At 68.6% G+C, this 25,590-nt stretch carries 27 protein-coding genes; 6 read left to right on the forward strand and 21 right to left on the reverse strand.

The genetic code is table 11. The annotated features are described in order from the left end of the window. Positions 1-3: 3 nt before the first annotated feature. Together AC1DCT_RS07475 and AC1DCT_RS07480 are read right to left on the reverse strand one after the other, a co-directional pair. Positions 4-1,137, reverse strand: a complete 1,134-nt coding sequence (locus AC1DCT_RS07475; protein WP_477229663.1) for a DegT/DnrJ/EryC1/StrS family aminotransferase — start codon at positions 1,135-1,137, stop codon at positions 4-6. After that, the gene (locus AC1DCT_RS07480; RefSeq protein WP_477428348.1) at positions 1,130-2,977 is read right to left on the reverse strand and encodes a polysaccharide biosynthesis protein; all 1,848 of its coding nucleotides are present in this window, start codon (positions 2,975-2,977) and stop codon (positions 1,130-1,132) included. The genes AC1DCT_RS07475 and AC1DCT_RS07480 overlap by 8 nt, the downstream gene beginning before the upstream one ends. A gap of 360 nt (positions 2,978-3,337) precedes the next feature. Between AC1DCT_RS07480 and AC1DCT_RS07485 the strand changes: the two genes are divergently transcribed. From AC1DCT_RS07485 to AC1DCT_RS07495, 3 genes are all read left to right on the forward strand, one after another. Further along, positions 3,338-5,254: a DUF4012 domain-containing protein gene (locus AC1DCT_RS07485; RefSeq protein ID WP_477428350.1), complete on the forward strand. Its 1,917-nt coding sequence runs from the start codon at positions 3,338-3,340 to the stop codon at positions 5,252-5,254. A 201-nt stretch (positions 5,255-5,455) separates the two neighbouring features. Continuing rightward, a complete protein-coding gene (locus AC1DCT_RS07490; RefSeq protein ID WP_477428352.1) occupies positions 5,456-5,698 on the forward strand; it encodes a helix-turn-helix domain-containing protein in 243 nt (80 codons plus the stop codon). Then, positions 5,682-6,899: a type II toxin-antitoxin system HipA family toxin gene (locus tag AC1DCT_RS07495; RefSeq protein WP_477428354.1), complete on the forward strand. Its 1,218-nt coding sequence runs from the start codon at positions 5,682-5,684 to the stop codon at positions 6,897-6,899. The genes AC1DCT_RS07490 and AC1DCT_RS07495 overlap by 17 nt, the downstream gene beginning before the upstream one ends. Before the next feature lie 3 nt (positions 6,900-6,902). Here AC1DCT_RS07495 and AC1DCT_RS07500 read toward each other — a convergent pair whose 3' ends face one another. The 4 genes from AC1DCT_RS07500 to truA form a co-directional block, all read right to left on the reverse strand. Next, positions 6,903-8,096, reverse strand: a complete 1,194-nt coding sequence (locus AC1DCT_RS07500) for a hypothetical protein (RefSeq protein ID WP_477428356.1) — start codon at positions 8,094-8,096, stop codon at positions 6,903-6,905. Positions 8,097-8,232: 136 nt separating this feature from the next. Then, positions 8,233-9,543, reverse strand: a complete 1,311-nt coding sequence (locus AC1DCT_RS07505; RefSeq protein WP_477428358.1) for a UDP-glucose dehydrogenase family protein — start codon at positions 9,541-9,543, stop codon at positions 8,233-8,235. Positions 9,544-9,771: 228 nt separating this feature from the next. Beyond that, positions 9,772-10,440, reverse strand: a complete 669-nt coding sequence (locus tag AC1DCT_RS07510; protein ID WP_233312345.1) for an endonuclease/exonuclease/phosphatase family protein — start codon at positions 10,438-10,440, stop codon at positions 9,772-9,774. Between the two features lie 81 nt (positions 10,441-10,521). After that, the gene (gene truA, locus AC1DCT_RS07515) at positions 10,522-11,448 is read right to left on the reverse strand and encodes a tRNA pseudouridine(38-40) synthase TruA (RefSeq protein WP_477428359.1); all 927 of its coding nucleotides are present in this window, start codon (positions 11,446-11,448) and stop codon (positions 10,522-10,524) included. A 255-nt stretch (positions 11,449-11,703) separates the two neighbouring features. On the opposite strand from truA, the gene AC1DCT_RS07520 reads away from it, so the two are divergent. Then, positions 11,704-13,278, forward strand: a complete 1,575-nt coding sequence (locus AC1DCT_RS07520) for an AMP-binding protein (protein WP_477428361.1) — start codon at positions 11,704-11,706, stop codon at positions 13,276-13,278. Between the two features lie 115 nt (positions 13,279-13,393). Here the strand turns inward: AC1DCT_RS07520 and AC1DCT_RS07525 are convergent, their stop codons facing one another. Next, the gene (locus tag AC1DCT_RS07525; RefSeq protein WP_477428362.1) at positions 13,394-13,891 is read right to left on the reverse strand and encodes a GtrA family protein; all 498 of its coding nucleotides are present in this window, start codon (positions 13,889-13,891) and stop codon (positions 13,394-13,396) included. Positions 13,892-14,054: 163 nt separating this feature from the next. Between AC1DCT_RS07525 and AC1DCT_RS07530 the strand changes: the two genes are divergently transcribed. Together AC1DCT_RS07530 and AC1DCT_RS07535 are read left to right on the forward strand one after the other, a co-directional pair. Continuing rightward, positions 14,055-14,921 carry a glycosyltransferase family 2 protein gene (locus tag AC1DCT_RS07530; RefSeq protein ID WP_477428364.1) on the forward strand — a complete coding sequence of 289 codons (867 nt, stop codon included), beginning with the start codon at positions 14,055-14,057 and terminating at the stop codon, positions 14,919-14,921. After that, on the forward strand, positions 14,918-16,501 hold the full coding sequence (locus tag AC1DCT_RS07535) for a hypothetical protein (protein ID WP_477428366.1): 1,584 nt from the start codon (positions 14,918-14,920) through the stop codon (positions 16,499-16,501). The genes AC1DCT_RS07530 and AC1DCT_RS07535 overlap by 4 nt, the downstream gene beginning before the upstream one ends. Positions 16,502-16,740: 239 nt before the next feature. On the opposite strand, the gene rplQ is transcribed toward AC1DCT_RS07535, so the two are convergent. From rplQ to rplR, 14 genes are all read right to left on the reverse strand, one after another. Further along, positions 16,741-17,430: a 50S ribosomal protein L17, sunset domain variant gene (gene rplQ / locus AC1DCT_RS07540; protein ID WP_440734020.1), complete on the reverse strand. Its 690-nt coding sequence runs from the start codon at positions 17,428-17,430 to the stop codon at positions 16,741-16,743. Between the two features lie 66 nt (positions 17,431-17,496). Further along, the gene (locus AC1DCT_RS07545) at positions 17,497-18,486 is read right to left on the reverse strand and encodes a DNA-directed RNA polymerase subunit alpha (protein ID WP_477428367.1); all 990 of its coding nucleotides are present in this window, start codon (positions 18,484-18,486) and stop codon (positions 17,497-17,499) included. Positions 18,487-18,612: 126 nt separating this feature from the next. After that, positions 18,613-19,011: a 30S ribosomal protein S11 gene (gene rpsK, locus AC1DCT_RS07550; protein ID WP_017829189.1), complete on the reverse strand. Its 399-nt coding sequence runs from the start codon at positions 19,009-19,011 to the stop codon at positions 18,613-18,615. Between the two features lie 27 nt (positions 19,012-19,038). Next, a complete protein-coding gene (gene rpsM, locus AC1DCT_RS07555) occupies positions 19,039-19,413 on the reverse strand; it encodes a 30S ribosomal protein S13 (protein ID WP_440734021.1) in 375 nt (124 codons plus the stop codon). Between the two features lie 184 nt (positions 19,414-19,597). Continuing rightward, positions 19,598-19,714, reverse strand: coding sequence for a 50S ribosomal protein L36 (rpmJ, locus tag AC1DCT_RS07560; protein ID WP_005050492.1), 117 nt, complete (start codon positions 19,712-19,714; stop codon positions 19,598-19,600). Positions 19,715-19,780: 66 nt separating this feature from the next. Continuing rightward, positions 19,781-20,002, reverse strand: a complete 222-nt coding sequence (gene infA / locus AC1DCT_RS07565; protein WP_017201569.1) for a translation initiation factor IF-1 — start codon at positions 20,000-20,002, stop codon at positions 19,781-19,783. 146 nt (positions 20,003-20,148) lie between these two features. After that, positions 20,149-20,820 carry a DsbA family protein gene (locus tag AC1DCT_RS07570; RefSeq protein WP_440734022.1) on the reverse strand — a complete coding sequence of 224 codons (672 nt, stop codon included), beginning with the start codon at positions 20,818-20,820 and terminating at the stop codon, positions 20,149-20,151. 128 nt (positions 20,821-20,948) lie between these two features. Next, the gene (map, locus tag AC1DCT_RS07575) at positions 20,949-21,794 is read right to left on the reverse strand and encodes a type I methionyl aminopeptidase (RefSeq protein WP_477428369.1); all 846 of its coding nucleotides are present in this window, start codon (positions 21,792-21,794) and stop codon (positions 20,949-20,951) included. 1 nt (position 21,795) lies between these two features. Further along, positions 21,796-22,410 carry an adenylate kinase gene (locus AC1DCT_RS07580; RefSeq protein WP_477428371.1) on the reverse strand — a complete coding sequence of 205 codons (615 nt, stop codon included), beginning with the start codon at positions 22,408-22,410 and terminating at the stop codon, positions 21,796-21,798. Next, the gene (gene secY / locus AC1DCT_RS07585) at positions 22,407-23,729 is read right to left on the reverse strand and encodes a preprotein translocase subunit SecY (RefSeq protein ID WP_233312356.1); all 1,323 of its coding nucleotides are present in this window, start codon (positions 23,727-23,729) and stop codon (positions 22,407-22,409) included. Before secY ends, AC1DCT_RS07580 begins: the two co-directional genes overlap by 4 nt. Positions 23,730-23,833: 104 nt before the next feature. Further along, positions 23,834-24,355 (reverse strand): 50S ribosomal protein L15, encoded by a 522-nt coding sequence (gene rplO / locus AC1DCT_RS07590; protein ID WP_082072167.1) that lies wholly within the window; start codon positions 24,353-24,355, stop codon positions 23,834-23,836. Beyond that, on the reverse strand, positions 24,355-24,540 hold the full coding sequence (gene rpmD / locus AC1DCT_RS07595) for a 50S ribosomal protein L30 (RefSeq protein ID WP_018171461.1): 186 nt from the start codon (positions 24,538-24,540) through the stop codon (positions 24,355-24,357). The genes rplO and rpmD overlap by 1 nt, the downstream gene beginning before the upstream one ends. After that, positions 24,540-25,232 (reverse strand): 30S ribosomal protein S5, encoded by a 693-nt coding sequence (gene rpsE, locus AC1DCT_RS07600; protein WP_440734026.1) that lies wholly within the window; start codon positions 25,230-25,232, stop codon positions 24,540-24,542. The genes rpmD and rpsE overlap by 1 nt, the downstream gene beginning before the upstream one ends. Continuing rightward, positions 25,229-25,588 (reverse strand): 50S ribosomal protein L18, encoded by a 360-nt coding sequence (gene rplR, locus AC1DCT_RS07605; protein ID WP_267920971.1) that lies wholly within the window; start codon positions 25,586-25,588, stop codon positions 25,229-25,231. The genes rpsE and rplR overlap by 4 nt, the downstream gene beginning before the upstream one ends. Positions 25,589-25,590 lie beyond the last annotated feature (2 nt).

Genomic DNA, 25,590 nt, shown 5'->3' on the forward strand with positions numbered 1-25,590 from the left:
GCCTCAGCGCCCTCCGACGAAGGCGTTGATGCCTTCGACCACACGAGCCCGCTGCGGCTCGGTCAACGCGGACCCGCTGGGCAGGGTGAGGCCCGATTCGAACAGCTTCTCCGAGGTGCCGTTGATGCTGCCGCGAAGGTGGGCGAACACCGGCTGCTTGTGCATCGGCTTCCAGAGCGGCCGGCTCTCGATGTCATCCGCTGCGAGCGCCGCAGAGAGGTCAGACGGAGCCCAGCCGGTGCGCTTCTCGTCGACCAGGATCGACGTGAGCCACACGTTGTCGCACTCGTCACCATCCGCGCCGAAGACCTCGACCCCATCGACGGTCGCGAAGAGCTCTTTGTAGAGCTCCCGCATCTCACGACGACGCGCGATCATGGCATCGAGCCGTGAGAGCTGTGCACGGCCCAGCGCCGCGAGCAGGTTGCTCATGCGGTAGTTGTAGCCGACATCGACGTGCTCGTAGTGCACGACGGGCTGTCGCGCCTGCGTCGCGAGATATCGCACGTGGTGCGCGAAGTCAGCGTCGTCAGTGAGCAGCATCCCGCCGCCCGAGGTCGTCATGATCTTGTTCCCGTTGAACGAGACGATCGACGCTCGCCCGAAACTGCCCGCGGCCTGTCCCGCGTGGGATGCACCCAGTGACTCCGCCGCGTCGGCGAGAACGGGAACGCCGAACTCATCCGCGATCGCCAGGATCGCCGTGTAGTCCACCGCCTTGCCGAGCAGATCGACGGGGACGACCGCCCCGACGTGCTCACCCGCGTCGCGCAGGGTTGTCAGGGCTTCTCGCAACAGCGCGGGATCCATGTTCCCCGTCTGCGGATCAGCATCGACGAAGTAGGGCTCGGCACCCGTGTAGACGATCGCGTTGGTCGTCGCGGCGAACGTCATGGTCGACGTCACGACGATGTCTCCGGGCTTGATTCCCAGGGTCAGCAGCCCCAGGTGCAGCGCAGCGGTTCCCGAGCTCAGGGCGACACCGTGCGCGACATCGAGTCGCGCCGCGAGCTCCGACTCGAACGCATCGACATCAGGGCCGAGAGGAGCGATCCAGCCCGAACGGATCGCGGAGATGATCGACTGCTCCTCCAGTTCCGTGACATCCGGGGAGGACATGTAGATCCGTTCAGCCATTCGAGGAGGCCTCCTGCGCGATGCGCGTCGAGTCGTTGACAGCGTGTTCCACGACGATGCGGTCGACGATCGCCGTGTCGTTGATACGGGGCACCGCCTTCATCCGCGCTTCCCAGCCTGCCTTGTCGAGCCGCTCAGGGCTGATCGTGTCGGCGTGCGCGTGCGAGATCTGCGGGTGGAAGGGCCGTTCGAGGTTCTCTCGAGCTCCGACCAGGTCCTCATGCAGCTTCTCTCCGTGCCGGAGGCCCGTGAAGACGATGTCGATGTCCTTGCCCGACATCGAGATCATGCGCTTGGCGACCTCGAGGATCGAGACGGGCTCGCCCATGTCGAGGATGAGCACTTCGCCGGCACGGCCGATGCCGCCCGCCTGGATCACGAGCTGACATGCCTCGGGGATCGTCATGAAGTACCGGGTCGCGTCTGGATGCGTGACCGTGATCGGCTTGTCGTCGGCGATCAGACGCTGGAACGTCGGAAGCATGGATCCGCGGCTGCCGATCACGTTGCCGAAGCGCACCGATAGATACTGCATGCCGGTCTGCTCGCCCGCCCAGGCGGTGAGCTTCTCGGCGACCCGCTTGGAGTGCCCGAGCACGCTGGTCGGGTTCGCGGCCTTGTCGGTGGAGATGTTGACGAAGTGGCTCACGCCGACCCGGCGTGCCGCCTGCAGCACGTTCAGAGAACCGATGACATTCGTCTTCCAGGCCTCGTCCGGATACTGCTCGAGCATCGGCAGGTGCTTCAGGGCCGCCGCGTGGAAGACCACCTCGGGCCGACGCTCGTCGAAGATCGCGTTCAGCACCGCCTCGTCGCGGATGTCGGCCAGCACGACGTCCTTGCTGTCGAGCAGGCCGTTGCCGGCCGTGCCGAGCTGAGCCGTCTGCAGGCCCGTCTCGTCCCGGTCGAGCATGATCAGCTCACGGGGACCGAACTTCGCGAGCTGACGGCAAAGTTCGGATCCGATCGATCCGCCCGCGCCCGTCACGAGCACACGCTTGCCGGTGATGTAGCCGGCGATGAGTTCGACGTTGGTGTCGACCGGGTGGCGACCGATGAGGTCTTCGATCTCGATGTCGCGCACGTCGACCGTGGCATGCCCGTCGAGCATGTAGTCGGTGATGGTGGGCGTGACCGACACGCTCATGCCGGCCGCGTCCGCTGCGTCACTGAGCTCGCGCATCAGCACGCTGTCGGCGTTGCCGAGCGCGATCACCAACCTCGTGGCGCCGGTCCGTTCCGCGATCTCGGCGAGCTGGCTGCGGCGACCGAGCACCGGCACCCCGCGCAGCCGCAGGTTCTTCTTGGCAGGGTCATCGTCGATCAGCCCGACGGGGAGGATCGGCGAACCGGGGTCGGTGGTGATCGTGTGCAACAGGCGGTCTCCGAGATACCCCGCACCGAGCACAAGGGTTCGCTCAGCACTGCTCGAGGGCTTCCTGGAACGCTCGACGGTCAGGCGGGCGAGGTAGCGCACCCCGAACATGAGGAGCAGCACGAACGGCCCGGCCAGCAGGACCGTTGCGCGAGGAAGGCCGACCATGTTCCCGGACGGGATGACGACCGAGGAGAGAATCAGGGTGATCCCGCCCACGATGAGAGCGATCGTCCACACCTCGCTGAAAGAACCATAGGGATAGCGGCCTCGGTACAACGCGAGCGCATAACCGACGATCAGCTGGAGCGCAGCGGCGACGGCGCCCAGCGCAAGCGTGGCGATCCACCCCGACAAGGGCATGCCGAAGTCGAGGCGCAGGCCGACGGCGAGCAACGTTCCGAGCACCCACGCGCAGGCGTCCAGCGCGGCCACCCAGCGTCGGCGCCGCTGCCGGGTCACCATCTCGCGGGTCGCCCTTGCGACAGGTGCCTCTCGGATACCGCTTTGCACCGCAGATCCCCCCTCATCGTCTCTGCGACGCGTCCATGCGCGGACGCTCGTCGTCAGCCATCCCGAGGCGCGGAGCAGGGCCCCGAACCACTCCCCCTGTGTCTCCAGGATCCCATACCTGTGAGAACGCCGAGTGACATTGTCCGGAAAGTGACGCCTCGTGTACTTTTTTCGTTCGCATTTCGTACGATCACGCGGCTGCCTGCAGGCCCAGCCGGTGCAACGCGGAGTCGCCGCCTGCGTTTGCGACTGTGGCCAAATCGACGCCGCGCGACCATGGCTTGCAGCCCGCCGGATCCCTAGACTCGCACCGTGCCATCCCGACACGAAGAACGTGGGGCGCGCCCGGCTCCCGAGAACTCTTCACCCGAATCGGACGGCACACTCGCACGTCTTCTCGTCGACGCGGATCCCGAGCACGAGAAATCCAAGAAGAGATACCGTCGCCCTCTCCTGAAGAGCGCGCGGTTCTGGGTGCCGATCGCGATCCTGCTCGTGCTCATCGGGCTCGCGATCGGCGGATTCCTCGCGGCGAAGCAGCTGTACGGGCACGCGATGGCGGCGAAGGCCGACCTCGAGAAGGCGATCCCGCTCGTCGACACCGTGCAGCAGCAGATGCTCGACGGCAACACCGCCGGCGCCAAGACCACGATCGCTCAGATCTCCCAGCTGACCGCCGCCGCGGAGAAGGAGACCACCGGCCGACTGTGGAAGAGCGCGGAGTGGGTGCCGGTGGCCGGGCCGAACCTCGTGGCCGCACGCGTGGTCGCCGGATCCGTCAACGACCTCGTCACCAACGCGATCACGCCGCTCACGGCGATCGACCTGAAGGCGCTGATGCCGAAAGACGGCGGCATCGACGTCGCCAACCTCTCCAAACTCGCCGCCACGATCGAGACGGCGAACAAGAGCGTCACACGGATCCGGACGGCCCTCGACACGCTCGACCGCTCCGCCCTCCTACCCCAGGTCGCCTCGGGCGTCGCCCAGCTCGACGCCGCAATAGCGAAGATCGAGCCCGCCGTGACCCCGATCCACAACGCGCTCACGATCCTGCCGAAGGCCCTGGGCGCCGACGGCCCGCAGCACTACCTGTTGATCTTCCAGAACAACGCCGAGTCGCGCGGCACCGGCGGCAACCCCGCCGCGATCACGATGCTGACGGCGGAGAACGGCAAGATCTCCGTGACGCAGCAGGCCAACTCCACGGACTTTCAGAACGGCCGGCCGGATCCGATCATCCCGCTGAACCCCGAGACCGAGGCCCTCTACGGCAACAAGATCGGCCGCTACATCCAGGACGCCACGCTCTCCCCCGACTTCAGCGAGACCGCGCAGATCGTGCGCGCCTGGTGGGCGGAAACATACGGCACCCCCGTCGATGCCGTCGCGTCGATGGATCCGGTCGCCCTCGGCTACCTGCTGCGCGCCATCGGTCCGGTGACGATGCCCACTCCGTTCGGCGAGACCATCACGGCTGACAACGCCGTGCCGCTATTGCTGAACGAGGTGTACGCGAAGTATCCGGACCCCGCCACGCAGGACGCCTTCTTCGCGGCCGCCGCCAGGAGCGTGTTCGACGCGCTCCTCACCACGCACGCCGACCCCAAGACACTGCTGACCGCACTGGTGCAGGCCTCGAACGAGGGGCGCCTGATGTACTCCCCCGGCGACGAGGCGCAGGCGAAGATGCTGGCGGGCACCCCGGTGGGCGGCAACATGCCCAGCGACAACACCAAGACCACCGACCTCGGCGTCTACGTCGACGACCTCACGGCGAGCAAACTCGACTACTACATGCAGATGGGCGTCGCCGTGTCGAGCACGCAATGCCAGAAGCCCGATGCACCGACGTTCTCCAGCACGGTCACGCTGCAGAACACGCTCGATCCGGCCGCGGTCCCCGGTCTGCCGGCGTACGTCGACCCCGGCCTCTTCTTCCCCAAGGGGCACGCCTCCACGGACGTGTACCTGTACGGACCGGTCGGATCCACTCTCACGGGCGTCACCGTCGATGGCCAGCCCGTGGGCGTATCCGGGCAGCCGCATCTGGGCCGCACCGTGGCGAAGGTCAACGTGCTCATGGCACCCGGGCAGACCGCGACCGTCGTGGCGACGTTCAGCGCTCCGGCCGGCGCGTACGGCCCGCTCGAGGTGCGCCACACCCCGATGGTGAAGGCCACGCCCGTCACGATCGACGCCCCGGGGTGCACGCCCGCGAAGGAGTAGACCCGCGAGGGGCGTCCGCCTCAGGCGGACCCAGGTCCGTTCATCGATCCCGAAATGCGATTCCCCGTGCCCCGAAACGCCATCCGCGATCGGCGGGCCCGGACTACCCTATCGTGATTTCGCGATAAGGCAGCCATATCTAGAAATTGCGATACCGCGGGTGTATCGTGTTTTCACGATCCGCGGACACGAGGAGCCCCTATGACACGGCACAGCGCCCGCCTGCGAGCGCCCGCCGACTTCGGACTCGCACTCCAGCAGGCGCGTCTCGCACGAGGACTCACGCAGACCCAGATGGCCGCCGAACTCGACGTGCCGCAGAGCACCATCAGCGCGATCGAAAGCGGTCAATCCACGATCCTGCTCCGACGGCTGCTCGAGATGGCACGCACGACAGGCCTCGAATTCACCGCGAGCTGGGACGACGATGCGCCTCGCGGTTGAACTCTACGACACGATGATCGGAACGCTCGAGGGCAGCGCCCGCACCTTCGACTTCCACGCCTCAGCTACGGCCCTGGAGCACTTCGGCAGCAACAGCACCGCGCTCTCCGTCGCGATCCCTCTCGTCTCCGCCCAGCGACGCGACCATGCGTCCCGCCGACGCAACTGGTTCGCCGAGTTGCTGCCTGAGGGAGACCAGTACGACTTCATGCTCGGGCAAGCCGGGCTCCGTCGCGGGGACACACCGGCCTTCCTCGCGCGTTTCGGCCGCGATGTCGCCGGTGCTCTGCAGATCTGGGATCTCGACGATCCGTCGGAACCTCGCAGGCCGTCCCTGCGAGAGGTCGACGCAGAGCAGATCCGTGCTCTTCTCCAAGATCCGATGGGAGCACCTCTCGGCAACGCCGTGCAACAAGGCCGGACGTCTCTCGGCGGAGTGCAACCCAAGATCGCCCTGACCAGGACCGCCGAGGGCTGGGCCCAAGCACTCGGCGGACACCCCACCACCCATATCCTCAAGCCGCAACTCGACGCGCACCCGACAGTCGTCTTCGATGAAGAGTATGGATCGCGGCTCGCGCGCCGACTCGACGTCGCCTCGTTCGATACCCGGATCATGGACTTCGCGGGGATCAACACCCTCGTGATCGAGCGCTTCGATCGTCAGGGCGGAAGACGGATCCACCAGGAGGACTTCAACCAGGCGCTGGGCGCCGGAGCGAATCAGAAGTATCAGGAGTTCGGCGGCCTTGTCAGTCTTGCCCGTGTCGCCACGACCCTCCAACGCCACACGTCCGCCCGCGACCTGCGCCGGCTCGCGACGATGACGACGCTGGCCGTGGCGATCGGCAACCTCGACATGCACGCCAAGAATCTTGGCCTGCTGCATCTCGAGGACGGCGAGACCCGACTGGCACCGGCGTACGACATGGTCCCGCATGCTGTCCAGGGAACATCCGGGCGGCTCGCCCTCGCCGTGAACGGCGAGTATCGGCATTCGGCGATCACGCTGCAAGACCTCCAGGCGGAGTTCGAGTCGTGGGGTCTTCGCCGGGCCGAGCACGTCATCCGCGCGGATCTGGAGCGCCTAGGCGAGATCATCGACGACGAGCATCCGCTCGAAGGAGCCCGCCCCGCTCTGCACGAAGACGTCCGGAGGTTCGTCTCCAACCTCCGTTCCGGTGCGGCGATCGGCGGCTGAGGCTCACGGCGTCGGCAGGATGATCGGCGGACCGGTGGGCTGAGGATCGGTGGTCGGCGGCGGCGAGGACGGCTCCGTCGGCGGCGTGGTCGGCTCCGTCGTGGTTCCGCCGTCCGTGCCCGTACCTCCGGTGCCGCCGGATCCGCCAGATCCGCCGGATCCGTTCGACTCCGCCTCCGCGACGGCGCGCGCCTGGTCGGCGATGAGGGCGGCGAGCGCGTTGCGCCAGGCCTCCATGGCGGCGAACGGCGTCGGGCCGAACGGATCCGAAGCCGCCGCGGCTGCCGCGGTATCGGTCACCGCGATGCGGAACGGCTCCGCGGCGTCGGGGTTGTCGGCCACGGCCGCCGCGGCGAACGGCGGGATCGACTGTCGGAACGTGGTGATCGCTCCGCGGAACCCTGCATTCGCGGCGGTGAGGGACGCGTTCGCTGCCGCGACGTCGCGCTCGAGCTGGTCCAGCGACGTGTTGGTCGCGCTCTTGCCGGCCGGCTTCGGCGCCTTCACCGCGGCGATGGCGGCGACATAGGCCTGACGCGCGGCTTCGGCGGCGAGCCGTGCGGACTCGTCACTGGATCCGGCCATGGCCGCCAGCGGCCCCGTGAACGAATCGGCGCGGGTCTGTGCGGCCGCCACCGCTCCAGCCAGCGCGTCGACCGAATCGTTGACCTTCGCCACGCGCTCAGGATCGACCGTCGCGCTCGGAGACGCCTGCACGGTCACGGGCGAGGACGCGGCCGGAGTCGCGAGGGCCCAGCCGGCGCCGGCGGCCGTGATCACGAGTCCCACCGCCATCGCGATCGCCTGGGGACGGGCGAACCCGTAGCTCTGGGCGTGCTGCGGCTCGGGACGCGCGGGCAGAGGCGCGGGGAACGCGTGCGTGTAAGGATGCGCCTCGATCTCAGCCTCGTCGAAGAGGTGTCCCTCGGCGGTGTCGATGAGAGCGGTCGCGGGCGTCAGGTGCAGGTCGTCGACCTCACTCTGCGGGGCCATCGGACGCGGCTGCGCCGGCGTCGGATCCGCGAACAGGATCCCCACGTCGTCGTGATGGCCTTCGCCGGCGGCCCGCTCGTCGTCGTGCTCATGCGAGAAGAGCGCAGAGAGATCGAAGGCACCTCCGTCGCCGGGCTGCAGGCGTTCGCCGTTCGCAGCTCCTGCGGTGCCGACCCCGTTCGGGGGCAGGTCATCGTCGGGCATCTGTCCCCGCCTTTCCCACGTCGACGCGGTACTCGACTCTATCGACAAAGCGGTACTGGCCTCACGAGGCCGCGGTTGCGGCGCGTGCGACAGGTGCGGCGGATCCGGCGGCCCTGCCATCTTCGTTGCGCGCGGGCTACGGGCGCCCCATGCCCAGGTACGTCCACCCCTCGGCGCGCCACGCGGCCGGATCCAGGCAGTTGCGTCCGTCGACGACGATGCGTCCCGGGGTCAGCGACGCGGCGTGCGCGGGGGTCAGCTCGCGGCGGTACAGGTCCCACTCCGTGACGAGCACGAGAGCCTCCGCCTTGCGGATCGCCTCGTCGCGGTCGCGCTTGTACTTCAGCTGCGGATGCAGGCGCTTCGCGTTCGGGATCGCCTCCGGATCCGTCACCGTCACCTTCGCACCCAGCCCGCGCAACCGCGTGGCGACGTCGAGCGCCGGCGAGTCGCGCACGTCATCGCTGTGCGGTTTGAACGCGGCGCCCAGCATCGTGATGCGCCGCCCCACCACGCTGCCGCCGAACGCGTCGATCACGAGGCGCACGGCGTGCTCTCGGCGACGCAGATTGATCGCGTCGACCTCGCGGAGGAAACCCACCGACGCCCCGCGTCCCAGTTCCTCCGCGCGCGCCGCGAACGCGCGGATGTCCTTCGGCAGGCAGCCGCCGCCGAATCCGATCCCCGCGCCGAGGAAGCGCCGGCCGATCCGCTCATCGTGGCCGATCGCGTCAGCGAGCAGCGTGACGTCGGCGCCGGACGCCTCGGCGATCTCCGCCATCGCGTTGATGAACGAGATCTTCGTGGCGAGAAAGGCGTTGGCCGCGCCCTTCACGAGCTCGGCGGTGGCCAGGTCGGTGGCCAGGAACGGGCTGCCACTCGCGATCGCATCCGCATATGCCTCGCGGAGCATGTCGGTGGCGCGCGCCCCGTCGGCGTCCGCCGCAGCGCCGACCACGAGCCGGTCGGGGCGCAGTGTGTCGTGCACCGCCCAGCCCTCGCGCAGGAACTCCGGGTTCCAGACCAGGGTCGCACCGGTCTCGGCCACGCGCCTGGCGAGCAACGCGGCGGTGCCGACGGGCACCGTGGACTTGCCTGCCACCACGTCGCCGGGCTGCAGGTGCGGAAGCAGCGCATCGAGCGCCGCGTGCACGAAGCGCAGGTCTGCGGCGGAGGAGTCCGGCTGCTGCGGGGTGCCCACGGCGAGGAAGTGCACCTGCGCGTCACGCGCATCGGCGATGTCGGCCGAGAACCTCAGCCGCCCGCTCGCCACGCTGCTCGCCAGTAGCTCGTCCAGCCCCGGTTCGAAGAAGGGGGCGCGTCCTGCGGCGAGCGCGGCGATCTTGGTCGGATCCGTGTCGATGCCGATCACCTCATGGCCGATCGACGCCATGGCCGCCGCGTGCACGGCCCCGAGATACCCGCAGCCGATCACAGACATCCGCATGAGGCCACATCACCGGATCCGCCTCTCCGGCACCCTGCATCCGGACGACGCGTCGGCGACGAACCGGTGAACGGTTGGGTCTGGCCCAGTAGATCGCGGGGATCCGTGTCGTGCGCTGCCGCCCGTGGATCCCCTCACCTTGCGTTCACTGGTCGCAGATTGCGGTTTAGATCGCGTCAATGCCGCAATACGCGACCACTGAACGGGCCCGCGCGCCCGGCGAGGCCCCTACTTCGGGGTCGCCGTCACCAGGATCGGCAGGTGGTCCGACTCCCCCTGCGGCAGAGTGCGCACCGACTCCACGACGAACCCCGACGCCGCGGCGAAGTCGTAGAACCCGCGGAACACCCGGTACCGCGTGTACGTGTGCTGGTCGCTCATGACCAGCTCGTACCCGACATCGCGCATGTGCTCGCTGAGCCGCTCCTTGAACACGGGGTAGTTGAAGTCGCCGACGATGAGCTGCGGCAGGCCCCAGCCGAGTTCCGAGAGCTCCGACAGCGCGGCGCGGATCTGGTCCCGTCGCAGCGCGTTGCGCGCGGTGAGCGGGGCGGCGTGCAGCGATGCGACCAGGAAGTCCCGGCCGGCGTCGATGTCACGCAGCCGTACGCCCAGCAGGCGCTCGTGCGCGGGGCGGAGCACGTGATCGTGCAGCGACTTCTTCACGGAGACCGCCGCCATGTCGACGAGACGGAACGCGCTGGAGCGGTAGTAGATCGCAAGGCCCAGCCGGTTGCGCTGCGTGGTGTGCGCGAGCACCAGTCCCCCGGCCCGCTCCGGCAGCGACGCGGTGTCGCCCTCCTGCAGGCACAGCACGTCGGGGTCATGGGCGTCGACGAGATCGTCGAGCTCATGCGCGGCGCGATGCTTGCGCAGGTTGTAGGAGATGATCCGCACGCCTCCACGCTACCCGCGCGCGCTCCTGACTCGCTGGGCGGGCGCGCAGTATTCACAGGGTGTTACGGATCCGGATCCGGTTCAGTCGTCCTGGTCGCGGCGGTTGCGGGTCTGCGCGGCGCGAGCGGCGAGCAACTCGTCGGCGGGGTAGCCGACCTCGGTCAGCGTGAGGCCGCGCGCGGCGAGCACCTTGAACGCGCTGGTGCGGGTGAGCTCGTCGCGCAGGCGGGCGAGGTCGGCGATCTCGAGGCGCCCCTCCCCCACGGCCGCGCACGCGCCGACCAGCGCGCGCACCATGCTGTGGCAGAACGCGTCGGCCTTCACCTCGGCCACGAGCACGCCGGTCGCATCGCGCGTCCAGCGGTAGTCGAGCAGCGTGCGGATCGTGGTGCCCTCGTCGCGCGGCTTGCAGTACGCGGCGAAGTCGTGCAGGCCGATCAGGGTCTGTGCGGCGGCGTCCATGGCGCCCTCGTCGAGGGTGCCCTTGATCGTCGTGGTGTCGTGGCGCAGCAGCGGGTCGTAGCCGGCCCTGGCGTCGGCGAGGCGATAGCGGTAGCGGCGCCACACCGCCGAGAAGCGCGCGTCGAAGCCCTCCGGCACAAGCGCGGTGCGCGACACAGTGACGTCGGGGTAGTGCCCGAGCACCCCGCGGATCCGCGCCGCGAGCGACCCGGCCGGATCCGACGCTCCCCGCCCGTTGCGCGTGGCCACGCGGGCCCACTGCTGCTCGTCGAGGTCGACATGCGCGACCTGCCCCGTGGCGTGCACGCCGGCGTCGGTGCGTCCGGCGACGACGAGCCGCGGGCCGAGGCCCGTCTTCTCCCCCGGCGTCGCCGATCCGCCGCTGGTCGCGGAGTCGGATCCGTTCCCGCGCTCGATGGCCGCCGCGGGCCCGACGATGCGGGCGAGCGCGTCCTCGATCGTGCCCTGCACGGTCCGCAGACCCGGCTGCTTCGCCCAGCCCCGGAAGTGGGTGCCGTCATAGGCGATGTCGAGACGGATGCGCACGGATCAAGGGTACCCAGTGCCGTTCTGCTCACTGGTCGCATAGTGTCGTTGTCACGCCCGCTTGACCGCACTTCGCGACCAGCGAACCGCAGAGGCGGGCTCGCAGGAACGCACCACACCGGCAGGACGGGACGGATCAGCCCGGCTTCATCGTCACCCCAAAAGGACCCTGACACTCAGTCCCATATTGTGCGACACTGAATCGCAAGCGACGGCGGTGCCCGACCGCACGCGACCGAGATCGAAGGAGATCCCATGGTCAGCAGCATCCTCCCCGACGTCGAGATCCCCGCGGTCCCGATCCACGAGTATCTCTTCGGCGACATCTCCGAGCACGACCTCGACCGTGTCGCGCTGGTCGACGGCATGTCCGGAGCGGAGACCACCTACCGCCAGCTCATCGGGCAGATCGACCTCTTCGCCGGAGCCCTCGCCGCACGCGGCATCGGCGTGGGCGACGCGGTGGGCCTGCTCTGCCCGAATGTGCCGGCGTTCGCGACCGTGTTCCACGGGATCCTTCGTTCCGGCGCGACGGCCACCACGATCAACGCGCTCTACACGGCCGACGAGATCGCGAACCAGCTGCGCGACGCGTCCGCGTTCTGGCTCATCACGGTCAGCCCGCTGCTGCCGCAGGCCGAGGCCGCCGCCGCGCAGCTCGGTCTGCCCGCTGACCAGCTCATAGTCCTCGACGGCGCCGAGGGCCACCCCTCGCTGCGCGACCTGCTCTCCGAGGGCCACCACGCCCCGGCGATCACGTTCGACCCGGCCACGCACGTCGCCGTGCTGCCGTACTCCTCCGGAACCACCGGGCGCCCCAAGGGCGTGATGCTCACGCACCGCAACCTCGTCGCCAACGTCGCGCAGAGCACGGTCTCGATCGAGCTGAACGACGAGGACCGGATCCTCGCCGTGCTGCCCTTCTTCCACATCTACGGCATGACCGTGCTGCTCAACCTCGCCGTGCGGCTGCGCGCCACGCTCGTCACGATGCCGAAGTTCGACCTGGTCGAATTCCTGCGCATCATCGCGGAGCAGCGCACGAGCTGGCTGTTCATCGCACCGCCGATCGCCGTCGCGCTCGCCAAGCATCCGCTCGTCGCGCAATACGACATGAGCGCGGTCAAGGTCGTGTTCTCGGGCGCCGCTCCGCTGGACGGCGCTCTCGCGCACGCGGTCGCCGAGCGGCTGGACTGCACCGTGCGGCAGGGCTACGGCATGACCGAGACCAGCCCGGTCACGCACACGATCCCGGTCGAGCGCGACGACATCGACCTCTCCTCGGTCGGGCTGCTGATCCCGAACACCGAAGCGCGCCTGCTCGGCGAGGACGGATCCGACGTAGTCGTGCCGGCCGAGGGTACGAGCGAGCCCGGTGAGCTGCTCATCCGCGGACCGCAGGTCATGAAGGGCTACCTCAACCGCCCCGACGCGACCGCCGACATGCTGGATGCGGACGGCTGGCTGCACACCGGCGACGTCGCCACGGTGACCGCCGGCGGGGTGTTCCGGATCGTGGATCGCCTGAAGGAGCTCATCAAGTACAAGGGCTACCAGGTCGCGCCCGCCGTGCTGGAGGCCGTGCTGCTCGAGCACACCGCGATCGCCGACGCCGCCGTGATCGGCGCCGCGGACGAGGACGGCCAGGAGGTGCCGAAGGCGTTCGTGGTGCTGCAGCCAGGCGCCGAGCTCGATGAGGAAGGCGTGAAGGCGCACGTCGCCGCACACGTCGCCCCGCACGAGAAGGTGCGCATGGTGGAGTTCATCGACGCGATCCCGAAGTCCGCATCGGGCAAGATCCTGCGCAAGGACCTCCGCGCCCGGGCCTGAGCCTCGGATCCGCGCCCCTACGACGACGGAACCGGATCCCCCTCGCTGACTGGTCGCGAATTGCGGTCTTCAGCGCCGCATGACGACAATCTGCGACCAGCGAACGCCAGCCTGCTCAGTCGCTCGAGACAGCCCCGGAACGGTCATCGGATCCCGCAGTCTCGGCCGTCGCGTCCTTGGGAGTGTGCCGGAACACGATGTAGTGGTACAGCACGAAGCGCACCAGCACGATCACGGCGATGCTGCCGAGGTTGATCAGGTTGACGACCGGCAGGCTCGGGGTGTGGCCGGTCGCGCCCTGGACCACCTCAGCGCCGAGCCACACGATGCCCGCGCCGAGCAGGGTGCAGACCAGGTTGACGGCGAGGAAGAGCACGATCTCGGCGACACGTCCGCGCCGGTCGCGTCCGCGGAACGCCCACTCGCGGTTGCCGATGTAGGCGTTGATCAGGGCGACCAGGCTCGCGGCGATCTTGCCGACGACGAGGTCCCACCCGAAGACGAAGACGAAGAGATTGAACGCCCCGACCTCGATGAGTGTGCTGATGCCGCCGACGATCAGGAAGCGGGTGCCGACTCCCGCCAGACGGCGCAACCGGGAGCGGCGATCCATAGCCCTACTAGAATACCCGGGGGACGGTGCGGCCCAGGACGCCTGGCATGAACGGGGCGGATCCCCGCTCCTCCCTCGCGAAGACTCCGCCGGTGCTGCCGTGGCGCTGACGGGTCCCGCCCCGGCCCACTGCGGGCCCTCCAGGAGAAGGCTCGAGGTTCGAGTGCAGTACGCCCACCTGGCCGTCGTGATGCCGGCCTACAACGAGGCCGAGGGCATCGGCGGCTTCATCGACGAGATCCGCACCGCCGTCGCCCCGCTGGCCGAGCGCGTGAGTTTCGTCGTCGCCGACGACCGCTCCACCGACGGCACCGCCGCCGCCCTGGCCGGCATCGACGACGTCGACGTGCAGACTCAGCCGGCCAATCGCGGCCACGGCCCCACCGCTCTCGCCGCGTATCGCGCCGGCCTCACGCTCTCCCCCGACGCGCTCGTGCACGTCGATGGCGACGGGCAGTTCCTCGGATCCGAGATCGCGTCCGCCGTGCGCGCGCTCGATCGCACCGGTGCGGACGTCGTGCACGGCGTGCGCCATTCCCGCACCGACGCCTGGTACCGCCGTCTGCTCACCGCCGGTGTGCGCCTGCTCACCGCCGCGGTCGTCGGACGCGGTGTGCCCGATGTGAACACCCCCCTGCGCGTGTACCGCCCCGAGGCGCTGCAGCTCCTCGTGAACGCCGTGCCGTCCGATGCGCTCGTGCCGCACGTGCACTTCTCGCTCGCCGAGGTACGCGCCGGATTCGCGGTGCGCTACCTGCGCGTGCGCAGCATCCCGCGCCGGGGCAGCTCCAGCACGGGCACGATGTGGGGCAAGGTCGCACGTCCGTCGCTGCCTCCCAAGAAGCTCGTGCTCTTCGCGCTCAGCGCCCTGCGCGAGGCGTGGATGTGGTCGCTGCGCCCCGGCGCCCCGCTGCGGGCGCTCGAGTTCGAGCGGCTCTCGACGGTCCGTGCCCCGCGCAGCGTCGCAGCCGATGAGGGATCCGCAGCTCCCGACGAGGCTGGTCCCGACGAGGGTTCCGGATCCGCATGACTCGTCGCCTCTCCAGAATCGCATTCTGGATCCTGCTCGGGCTGCTCCTCGTCGCGAACGCGATCGTGATGTGGCACAGCCTGACCGCGCTGCGATTCTGGGAGGACGAGGCGTTCAACCTCACCGTTCCGCGGAACCTGCTGGCCGGCCTCGGCTACACCAGCGACGGCACGCTGTCGGGCTCGACCCTGACGCCGTTCGATCCGCGGATCTCCACCGGTCCGGTCGTGCTGCTGCCGGTCGCCGGCGTGCTCGCGTTCGGTGTGGATCCGGTGATCGGCGCGCGGCTCGTGCCGCTCGCGTACTGGGTGCTGCTGCTCGCCGGGCTCGCGGTGCTGGGACGGCGCATCGCCGGCCGCTTCGGCGCGCTGATCGCCGTGGCGCTGCCGCTCGCGTTCAACACGGCGGACAGCGTCTCCCCGATCCAGGGCCCAGCGGACCTGCTCGGCGAGATCGCCGCGGCCGCGCTCATCGTGTGGGCGCTGATCGTGCTGCCGCGCCGTGCGTGGCTCGCGGGACTGCTGCTGGGACTCGCCGTGCAGGCGAAGCTCATCGCACTGCTCGCGCTGCCCGCATTCGCCGTGGCGCTGTTCCTGCTCACGCCCGCCGCGCCGTTCTGGCCGCGCCTGGTCGCGGCCCTGCGCCGCAGCGTGGTGCCGCTGGTCTTCGTGGCCGCGCCCACGGTGCTCATGGAGCTGATCGCGCTCGCCTCGATGGGTCTCGCGGGCTACGTGCGGCACGTGCGCGCGCTGGGCGGGTTCCTGCTCAGCGGCGGACAGCACATCGAGCCGACCACGGTGCCGCAGAAGCTCGGAACGCTGGCCGGATCCTGGTTCGTGCCGTGGTGGCTCGTCGCGGTCGCCGTGGTGCTCGCGGCCGTCGCGGTGGTGTGGGCCGCGGTGCCCGCCCGGGGCGATGCCGTCGACATCCGGCCCCTGAGCCTGTCGAAGGGCTCGGAACTCGGCCGCGCGTCGTCCGCCCCGGTCGCAGTCGTGCCGGATCCGCAGCGCCCCCACTGGTGGGGGCGGGATCCGCAGCTTCTCGCGCTCGGGTTCGGATCCGCCGTGGGCCTGCTCGCCTTCGTCGGCTGGTGGGCGCAGGCGGCGCAGCTGCCGCTGTGGGTGCGCCACCCCGCAGTCGGCGTATTCGCGTTCGCCCCGATCCTCGCCGCGATCGCTGTCCGCGCCGTGGGGGCGCTGTGGCGGCGGCACGAGAACATGGTCACACCAGCCCTCACGCGGGTCGTCGCTGTCGCCGTGGCGGCCGTTCTGGCCGTGGTGGTGGCCGGAGGCGTCGGCAGCGACACGGTGCGCACCGCGCAGCCGCCGACCACCCAGACCCTGGCTCAGCAGCGCGCCGAAGTCGCCCCGCTCGCCGCATGGGTGCGCGAGAACGACGTGCAATGGCTCGCCGCGAAGCCCTGGGGCTGGCCGGTGTCGTCGGTGGTGCTGACCGGGGCGCACGTCGGCCTGTTCGACGCTCCCGCGATGCAGCACATCCGCACGCTCACGCCCGAACCCTGCGCCGGTGGGTCTCCCCTCGTCGCATCGGCCGGCGCGAACATCTGCCCCGCGCCCTGACCGCATCCGAATCCGCGCCACCGGGCTTCGCCGGCCCACGCCTCCCACACGCGCTCCACTTCCGCTCACTGGTCGCAGATTGCGGCTTCGCGCTCGCCATAACCGCAATACGCGACCAGCGAGCGCCACGGGCAACCACCGAGCAGCACGAGCGACCGCTGAACAGCACGCCCCACCCCAGACAACGACGAAGCCCGCCGCCCCACAAGGGGGCGACGGGCTTCAGAACGCGAGCTGGCTTACTTGCCGGCCTCCACGAAACCGGCGGCCTCAGCAGCCTCGGCGGTGCGGAAGTACACCTCGGCGACGGTGGCGTCGTACCACTGGCCATCGGGGCGGTGGAACTTCATCGAGTCCTTGTTGCCCTTGATGTCGAAGCCTTCGGGGGCGGAGCCGTCCTCGAGCGGAGCAGCGGAGTCCTCACCGAAGCCGCCGTCGACGAGCGCAGCCGGAGCGGCGGTCTCCTCGACCTCGGCCTCGACGACCTCGGCCGGAGCCTCGGCGACGGGCTCAGCAGCCTTCTTGGCGGCAGCCGGCTTCGCAGCGGCCTTCTTCACCTTGGGGGTGACGGGCTCGAGCACGAGCTCGATGACGGCCATGGGCGCGTTGTCACCCTTGCGGTTGCCGACCTTGGTGATGCGGGTGTAGCCGCCCTCACGCTCGGCGACGAGCGGCGCGATCTCGGCGAACAGGATGTGCGTCGCCTCCTTGTTGCTGCGCAGCACCGTCAGCACGCGACGGCGCGCGTGCAGGTCGCCGCGCTTGGCGAAGGTGACGAGACGCTCGGCCAGCGGACGCAGGCGCTTGGCCTTGGTCTCGGTGGTCTTGATCGACTTGTGAAGGAACAGCTGTGCGGCGAGGTTCGCGAGCAGCAGACGCTCGTGGGCCGGGCCGCCTCCGAGGCGGGGACCCTTGGTGGGCTTAGGCATTGTTCTTACTCCTGGATCGGAAAGGTTCGAGTCAGCTGGCCACTGCCAGATGACAGAACGGGTAGGTCAGAAGGACTCGTCTTCGGAGCCGCCGTAGAAGTGGGCGCCGTCGAAACCGGGCACCGAATCCTTCAGCGACAGGCCGAGCGAGACGAGCTTGTCGCGCACCTCGTCCACCGACTTCTGTCCGAAATTGCGGATGTTCATGAGCTGCGTCTCCGAGAGGGCGACGAGCTCGGACACCGTGTTGATGCCTTCACGCTTGAGGCAGTTGTACGAGCGGACCGACAGATCGAGATCCTCGATCGGCATCGACAGCTCGTTCGAGAGCACGGCCTCGACCGGCGCGGGGCCGATCTCGATGCCCTCGGCCTCGACGTTCAGCTCGCGGGCGAGGCCGAACAGCTCGGTCAGCGTGCGGCCGGCCGAGGCCACGGAGTCGCGCGGGATGATCGAGTTCTTGGTCTCGACGTCCAGCACGAGCTTGTCGAAGTCGGTGCGCTCGCCGGCGCGGGTGGCGTCGACGCGGTAGCTGACCTTGAGCACGGGCGAGTAGATCGAGTCGATCGGGATCTGGCCCGCCTCGGCGTACTCGCTGCGGTTCTGCGCCGCGGAGACATAGCCACGGCCGCGCTCGATGGTGAGCTCGAGCTCGAACTTGGCGGTGTCGTTGAGGGTCGCGATGACCAGCTCGGGGTTGTGCACCTCGACACCGGCCGGAGCCGAGATGTCCGCCGCGGTGACCTCGCCGGCACCCGTCTTGCGCAGGTAGGCGGTGATGGGCTCGTCGCGCTCCGAGGAGACGACCAGCTGCTTGATGTTGAGGATGATCTCGGTGACATCCTCCTTCACACCGGGGATGGTGCTGAACTCGTGGAGGACGCCGTCGATGCGGACGCTCGTGACGGCCGCGCCGGGGATCGAGGAGAGCAGGCTGCGACGCAGCGCGTTGCCGATCGTGTAACCGAAGCCGGGCTCAAGCGGCTCGATGACGAACCGGCTGCGGTTCTCGGAGATCTTTTCCTCGGTGAGAGTGGGACGCTGTGCGATGAGCACTGTGTGTTCCTTTCGATCACGTGCCCGCTATATGACACGTGTGGGTGAGGTCTTGAGTTGTGGAGGAAACGCGGGTGAGGATCCCCGGTCTCGACAGGATCGAGATCCGAGGATCCTCAGAACGCGTCAGACGCGACGGCGCTTCGGCGGACGGCAGCCGTTGTGCGCCTGAGGCGTCACATCCTGGATCGAACCCACCTCGAGGCCTGCGGCCTGCAGCGAGCGGATCGCGGTCTCGCGGCCGGAGCCCGGACCCTTGACGAGGACGTCGACCTTCTTCACACCGTGCTCGGCAGCCTGACGGGCGGCCGACTCCGCGGCCATGCCGGCGGCGTACGGGGTGGACTTGCGGGAGCCCTTGAAGCCCACGCCACCGGACGAAGCCCAGGCGATGACGGCGCCGGACGGGTCGGTGATCGAGACGATGGTGTTGTTGAACGTCGACTTGATGTGGGCCTGGCCCAGCGCGATGTTCTTCTTTTCCTTGCGGCGCGGCTTGCGCGCGGCGGCCTTGGGTGCAGCCATGAAAGTGTTCTCCTATTCCCTGGCCGCTTAGCGGGCCTTCTTCTTGCCGGCGACGGTGCGCTTGGGGCCCTTGCGGGTACGCGCGTTGGTCTTGGTGCGCTGACCGCGGACCGGCAGGCCGCGACGGTGACGGATGCCCTCGTAGGAGCCGATCTCGACCTTGCGGCGGATGTCGGCGGCGACCTCACGGCGGAGGTCACCCTCCACCTTGTAGGTGCCTTCGATGTGGTCGCGGAGGGCGACGAGCTGGTCGTCGGAGAGGTCCTTGACGCGGATCGACTCGTCGATCTCGGTGGCCTTGAGGATCTCGACCGAGCGGGTACGGCCGATGCCGTAGATGTACGTGAGGGCGATCACCACGCGCTTGTCGCGCGGGATGTCGACGCCGGCAAGACGTGCCATGCGGTAACTCCTGGAGTGTTGTGGAGGTGTGGAGCAGGATCGGTGCCCGGGCCTCCGCCCGAGGTGTCAGCTTCTCGCGGCCGCCGGCCGGTTCCCCGGTCGCTGAGCCTGTCGAAGCGTCTGATCCTGCCTGTTTCAGATATTGAGTTGTGGATTGCGAGAGCGACGGGACGGAGCCCGGCGATCAGCCCTGGCGCTGCTTGTGGCGCGGGTTGCTCTTGCAGATCACCATGACGCGGCCGTGACGACGGATCACCTTGCAGTGGTCGCAGATGGGCTTGACGCTGGGGTTGACCTTCATGTTGTTTCCTTATCGCTGTCTTCACCGGGCAGGCGCGAGCGCCTGGGGTGTTACTTCTCGACCGGTCTAGCGGTAGCGGTAGACGATGCGGCCGCGCGTGAGGTCGTAGGGAGAGAGCTCCACGACGACGCGGTCCTCGGGGATGATGCGGATGTAGTTCTGCCGCATCTTGCCGGAGATCGTGGCGAGGACCTTGTGTCCGTTGCTCAGCTCAACGCGGAACATCGCGTTGGGGAGAGCCTCGGAAATCACGCCCTCGATCTCGATGACACCGTCTTTCTTAGCCATAGCCTCGCTGACGCTTCTGCAGACCGGTCGATCTGCGGTGGGTGGGTGGTGGTGGAACCGTGCGGATCCGGACACGCCGGACCAAGGCGCAAAGCACCAAAGATCTATGGTAGTCCGGATCCGCGGATCCGCAAAATGCGGAGCTGTTACTTCTGGTCGACGATCTTCTGCAGCTTGGCGACGTCGGCCTGCTTGCTCGTGTCGAGACGCTCGCCGTTGATCTCGATCGTCGGCGTCCCCTGGATCTTGTGCGCGGTGGCCTGCGCCGTCGGGAACTTGAAGAACGTGTTCGCCTTGATGACCGCCTCGGCCTTGTCGGCGCCGACCTGCTTCGCGTAGTCGATCAGCTGCTGATCGGTGAGGCCGGGGGTGTTCTCGGTCGGCTGGTTCTCGAACAGGATGTTCAGGTAGTCCAGGAACTTGTCCGGGTTCTCCTGCGCGACGGCGTACGCTGCGGAAGCCGCACGCGAGGAGTAGTTGGTGCCCTGCGAGAAGCGGTCCAGGATCGCGATCGGGTGGTACTCGAGCGTGATCTTGTCCTCCTTCGCGAGCGCCTGCAGCTGCGACCCGTACTGGGTCTCGAACTGCTTGCAGATGGGGCACTGGAAGTCGACGTACAGCGCGACCTTGTCCTTGCCCTTGCCGGTGGTGACGGCGCCGGTGTCGGAGTTGACGATCGCGCTCTTCGGCGCGGCACCCGGGTCCGTGGCCTTGTTGTTCAGGTACACGACGACGCCGACAAGTGCGATGAGCACGGCGACGACCGCCGCGGTGATTCCGATGGCGAACCCGTTGGTCCTGCCCTTGGCAGTGGCCATGTCTGTGTCTCCTTGTCCAGACCCGCCCGGCGGATCCGCTCAGCTATGTCTTCCCATTGTGCCGTGCGAAGCCTTTGAGGTCCGTGGGAGCACTCCGCGGGGCGCGCGGGGCAGGTCGACGCTCGGTGCTACGCGATCGGCGCGGGGGTGATCCCGAAGGCGGCGAGGCCTGCCGCTCCCCCGTCGGCGGCGGTCAGCACCCAGATGCCGTCGTCATGCAGAGCGACGCTGTGCTCCCAGTGCGAGCCGTCGGATCCGTCGGTCGTGGTGACGGTCCAGTCGTCGTCCTCGACGTAGGTCTGCTCGGAACCCGCGGTGACCATGGGCTCGATCGCGAGCACGAGGCCGGGGCGCACCTCGGCGCCGCGGTCCGGGGTCCGGTAGTTGAACAGACTCGGCGCCTCGTGCATCTTGCGGCCGATGCCGTGTCCGACGTACTCGCGCAGGATGCCGTAGGGCTTCCCCGAGACCGCCGAGGGACCCGCGGCGAGGATGTGGTCCTCGATGGCCGCGGAGATGTCCCCCAGGTGCCTCGCCGACGCCATCGCGGCGATGCCGGCCCACATGGATCCCTCGGTCACGTCCGAAAGCGTCTGCCGTGCGCCGAACGACGCCGACGGATCCGGCACGACGACCGTGATCGCGCTGTCGCCGTTCCAGCCGCGGAACTGGGCGCCGCAGTCGATCGAGACGATGTCGCCGGGCTGCAGCACGCGAGATCCGGGGATCCCGTGCACGACCTGGTCATTGACCGAGATGCAGGTGGTGTGCCGGTAGCCGCGCACGAGCTTGAAGTTCGACTCGGCGCCGCGATCCAGGATCACGCGCTCCGCGATCGCGTCGAGCTCGCCCGTCGTGATGCCGGGGCGCACGGCGGCGCGCACCGCGGTGAGCGCCGCACCGGTGATCAGACCGGGCTCGACCATCGCCTCGAGCTGGGCGCGGCTCTTGTAGATGGAGCGGCGGAACGCCACGTCAGACCGCAGCCGTGCGCACGAGCCCGCGGGCGTTCAGCGCCGCGAAGACGCGCTCGGTGATCTCGTCCAGGCTGCCGACGCCGTCGATCCTGTCCACGATGCCACGCGCGCCGTACACGCCGAGGATCGGGGCGGTCTGCGCCTCGTAGATGTCCAGACGCTTCGCGATGGCCTCGGGGGTGTCGTCCCCGCGGCCCTGCTCCACCGCGCGCACGGTGATCCGGGCGATGCTCTCCTCGCGCGGCACGTCGAGCAGGATCACTGCGTCGAGTGCGGCGTCCGACTCGGCCAGGAACGCGTCGAGGTCTTCGACCTGCGCGGCGTTGCGGGGGTAGCCGTCGAGGAGGAAGCCGGCCTCGGCATCGGGCTGGGACAGGCGGTCCCGCACGAGCGCACCCGTCAACTCATCCGAGACGAGGTCCCCCGCGTCGAGGATCGCGGTGACCTGCTTGCCGAGCGGGGTGCCGTCCTTGATGTTGGCGCGGAAGATGTCGCCGGTGGAGACCACCGGAACACCGTAGGCCTCGGCGATCCGCACTCCCTGCGTGCCCTTGCCGGAGCCCTGCGGGCCCACGATCAGCAGGCGTGCGGTGGAGGTTGCGGATGCCGTCATCGGAGAAGCCCTTCGTAGTGGCGCTGCTGCAGCTGTGCGTCGATCTGCTTCACCGTCTCCAGGCCGACGCCGACGATGATCAGGATCGACGCGCCGCCGAACGGGAAGTTCTGGTTCGCGCCGACCGTGGCCAGCGCGATCAGCGGGATCAGCGCGATGATGCCGAGGTAGAGGGATCCGGGCAGCGTGATGCGGGTGAGGACGTAGTCGAGGTACTCGGCCGTGGGGCGACCCGCCCGGATGCCGGGGATGAAGCCACCGTACTTCTTCATGTTGTCCGCGACCTCGGTCGGGTTGAACGTGATCGCGACGTAGAAGTACGTGAAACCGATGATCAGCAGGAAGTACGTGATCATGTAGATCGGGTGGTCACCCTTGACGAAGTACGTCATGATCCAGGTCGCCCACGCCGGCGGCGTCTTGCCGTCCTGCGGGATGTTGAACTGCGCGACCAGCATCGGGATGTACAGCAGCGACGAGGCGAAGATGACCGGGATCACGCCCGCCATGTTCACCTTGATCGGGATGTAGGTGTTGGTGCCGCCGTAGGTGCGACGACCGACCATGCGCTTGGCGTACTGCACCGGGATGCGTCGCTGCGACTGCTCGATGAAGACGACCAGAGTCATCACGACGATGCCGACGAGCAGCACGAGCAGGAAGACCTCGAAGCCCTTCGTCTGCATGATGGCCCACATGGCGCCGGGGAAGGTCGCGGCGATCGAGGTGAAGATCAGCAGCGACATGCCGTTGCCGATGCCCTTCTCGGTGACGAGCTCGGCGAACCACATGATGAGGCCGGTGCCGGCCGTCAGCGTGATGATGAGCAGCAGCTGCGCCCACCACACGTCGTTGGTGAGCAGCTGGTTGCACGCGGCGACGCCGGTCTGGCCGAACAACTGGCCGGTGCGCGCGACGGTGACGAGAGTCGTGGACTGCAGCAGCGCCAGAGCGATGGTGACGTATCGCGTGTACTGGGTGAGCTTGGCCTGACCGGCCTGGCCCTCCTTGTGCAGCGCTTCGAAGTGCGGGATGACGACGCGCAGCAGCTGGGTGATGATCGAGGCCGTGATGTAGGGCATCACGCCGAGTGCGAAGATCGACAGCTTCAGCAGCGCGCCGCCGGAGAAGAGGTTGACGAGCCCGAGCAGGCCCTCGGTGCCGCTGTTCTGAGCGAGGCACTCGGAGACGTTCGGGAAGCTCACGAACGGAGCGGGCACGGTGGATCCGAGGCGGTAGATCGCGATGATCGCGATCGTGAAGCCGATCTTGCGTCGAAGATCAGGCGTGCGGAAGATCCGCGCGATGGCGCTGAACAAAAGCTTGCCTTCCTGCAAAGGGAATGACGCCCGATGAGGGACAGTCGATTACCCAGGGTAACGCAAGAGGGGCCGGAGAAATCTCCGGCCCCTCTCGACGAGTGTTACTTGACGGATCCGCCGGCGGCGACGATCTTCTGCTCTGCGGAGCTGGAGACCTTGTCGACCGACACGGTCAGAGCCACGGCGATGTCGCCGTTGCCCAGGACCTTGACCTTCTCGTTCTTGCGAACCGCGCCCTTGGCCACGAGGTCGGCGACGGTGACGTCTCCGCCCTTCGGGTAGAGCTCGGCGAGCTTCTCCAGGTTCACGACCTGGTACTCCACGCGGAACGGGTTCTTGAACCCGCGCAGCTTCGGGGTGCGCATGTGCAGCGGCATCTGCCCACCCTCGAAACCGACGCGAACGGTGTTGCGGGCCTTGGTGCCCTTGGTGCCGCGACCGGCGGTCTTGCCCTTGGAGCCCTCACCGCGACCGACACGGGTCTTCGCGGTGTTGGCGCCGGGGACCGGACGCAGGTGGTGCACCTTCAGGACGCCGGGACGGGAGACCGTGGTCTCCTCGGCCTTCTTGGCGGCCGGCTTCTTGGCGGCGGTCTTGGTGGCCGCTTCCTTCTTCTCAGCCATTAGTCGATCTCCTCAACCTTGACGAGGTGAGCGACCGTGCGGACGTAGCCGCGGGTCTGGGCATCGTCGGGACGGACGACCGAGTCGCCGATCCGCTTGAGGCCGAGCGAACGCAGCGTGTCGCGCTGGTTCTGCTTCTCACTCACCTTGGACTTGACCTGCGTGACCTTGAGGCGCGCAGCCATCAGGCACCTGCCTTCTGCGCAGCGATGGCCTCAGCCTCTGCGCGGACGAGACGCGCCGGGGCGACCTGGTCGAACTCGAGGCCACGACGCGCGGCGACCGCACGGGGCTCCTCGAGCTGCTTCAGGGCGGCCACCGTCGCGTGCACGATGTTGATCGTGTTCGACGAACCGAGCGACTTCGACAGCACGTCGTGGATACCGGCGCACTCGAGCACGGCGCGGACCGGACCACCGGCGATAACACCGGTACCGGCGGCAGCCGGGCGGAGCAGCACGACGCCGGCCGCGGCCTCGCCCTGCACCGGGTGCGGGATGGTCGATGCGGAGCGCGGCACGCGGAAGAAGTTGCGCTTGGCCTCCTCGACACCCTTCGAGATGGCGAGGGGAACCTCGCGGGCCTTGCCGTAGCCGACACCCACGAGACCGTTGCCGTCACCCACCACGACGAGCGCGGTGAAGCTGAAGCGACGGCCGCCCTTGACGACCTTCGACACGCGGTTGATGGTCACGACGCGCTCGAGGAACTGGTTGTCCCCGCGGTCGCGCGAGTTGCGGTCGCGACCGCCCTGACCGCGGTCGCGGCCACCACGGCCGCCGCGGCGCTCATCGCGCTGCGGAGCCTCGGTGCCGGCCGCCGTCTCGGCGGGAGCCGTAGCCGTCTCGGTCACTTCGTTCTCCTTGTTGTCACTCACAGTGCCAGACCCCCTTCGCGGGCGCCGTCGGCGATGGCCGCGACACGACCGGCGTACCGGTTGCCACCGCGGTCGAACACGGCCTCCGAGACACCGGCGGCCTTCGCGCGCTCGGCGACGAGCTCGCCGACCTTGCGGGCCTTGGCGGTCTTGTCACCGTCGAAGCCGCGCAGGTCGGTCTCGAGGGTGGAGGCACTGGCCACGGTGTGGCCCTTGCTGTCGTCGACCAGCTGCACGAAGACGTGGCGGGCCGAACGGGTGACGACCAGGCGCGGACGCGCCTCGGTGCCCTGGATCTTCTTGCGAAGGCGGGCGTGACGACGCGAGCGGGCGTCGGACTTCGTCTTGATAGCCATGG

The sequence above is a fragment of the Microbacterium sp. 10L49 genome (assembly GCF_056395125.1).

What these genes read in the sequence shown, in the direction of transcription:
- rpsM (WP_440734021.1), bottom strand. Translation starts at nt 19,413, where the DNA reads ATGGCACGTCTTGCCGGCGTCGACATCCCGCGCGACAAGCGCGTGGTG.
- rpmJ (WP_005050492.1), bottom strand. Translation starts at nt 19,714, where the DNA reads ATGAAGGTCAACCCCAGCGTCAAGCCCATCTGCGACCACTGCAAGGTG.
- rplQ (WP_440734020.1), bottom strand. Translation starts at nt 17,430, where the DNA reads ATGCCTAAGCCCACCAAGGGTCCCCGCCTCGGAGGCGGCCCGGCCCAC.
- rplO (WP_082072167.1), bottom strand. Translation starts at nt 24,355, where the DNA reads ATGGCTGAGAAGAAGGAAGCGGCCACCAAGACCGCCGCCAAGAAGCCG.
- infA (WP_017201569.1), bottom strand. Translation starts at nt 20,002, where the DNA reads ATGGCTAAGAAAGACGGTGTCATCGAGATCGAGGGCGTGATTTCCGAG.
- AC1DCT_RS07475 (WP_477229663.1), bottom strand. Translation starts at nt 1,137, where the DNA reads ATGGCTGAACGGATCTACATGTCCTCCCCGGATGTCACGGAACTGGAG.
- AC1DCT_RS07525 (WP_477428362.1), bottom strand. Translation starts at nt 13,891, where the DNA reads ATGGATCGCCGCTCCCGGTTGCGCCGTCTGGCGGGAGTCGGCACCCGC.
- AC1DCT_RS07580 (WP_477428371.1), bottom strand. Translation starts at nt 22,410, where the DNA reads ATGACGGCATCCGCAACCTCCACCGCACGCCTGCTGATCGTGGGCCCG.
- AC1DCT_RS07490 (WP_477428352.1), top strand. Translation starts at nt 5,456, where the DNA reads ATGACACGGCACAGCGCCCGCCTGCGAGCGCCCGCCGACTTCGGACTC.
- AC1DCT_RS07480 (WP_477428348.1), bottom strand. Translation starts at nt 2,977, where the DNA reads ATGGTGACCCGGCAGCGGCGCCGACGCTGGGTGGCCGCGCTGGACGCC.
- rpsK (WP_017829189.1), bottom strand. Translation starts at nt 19,011, where the DNA reads ATGGCTGCACCCAAGGCCGCCGCGCGCAAGCCGCGCCGCAAGGAAAAG.
- rpmD (WP_018171461.1), bottom strand. Translation starts at nt 24,540, where the DNA reads ATGGCTGCGCGCCTCAAGGTCACGCAGGTCAAGTCCAAGGTGAGTGAG.
- AC1DCT_RS07500 (WP_477428356.1), bottom strand. Translation starts at nt 8,096, where the DNA reads ATGCCCGACGATGACCTGCCCCCGAACGGGGTCGGCACCGCAGGAGCT.
- AC1DCT_RS07505 (WP_477428358.1), bottom strand. Translation starts at nt 9,543, where the DNA reads ATGCGGATGTCTGTGATCGGCTGCGGGTATCTCGGGGCCGTGCACGCG.
- AC1DCT_RS07535 (WP_477428366.1), top strand. Translation starts at nt 14,918, where the DNA reads ATGACTCGTCGCCTCTCCAGAATCGCATTCTGGATCCTGCTCGGGCTG.
- rplR (WP_267920971.1), bottom strand. Translation starts at nt 25,588, where the DNA reads ATGGCTATCAAGACGAAGTCCGACGCCCGCTCGCGTCGTCACGCCCGC.
- AC1DCT_RS07495 (WP_477428354.1), top strand. Translation starts at nt 5,682, where the DNA reads ATGCGCCTCGCGGTTGAACTCTACGACACGATGATCGGAACGCTCGAG.
- AC1DCT_RS07520 (WP_477428361.1), top strand. Translation starts at nt 11,704, where the DNA reads ATGGTCAGCAGCATCCTCCCCGACGTCGAGATCCCCGCGGTCCCGATC.
- AC1DCT_RS07570 (WP_440734022.1), bottom strand. Translation starts at nt 20,820, where the DNA reads ATGGCCACTGCCAAGGGCAGGACCAACGGGTTCGCCATCGGAATCACC.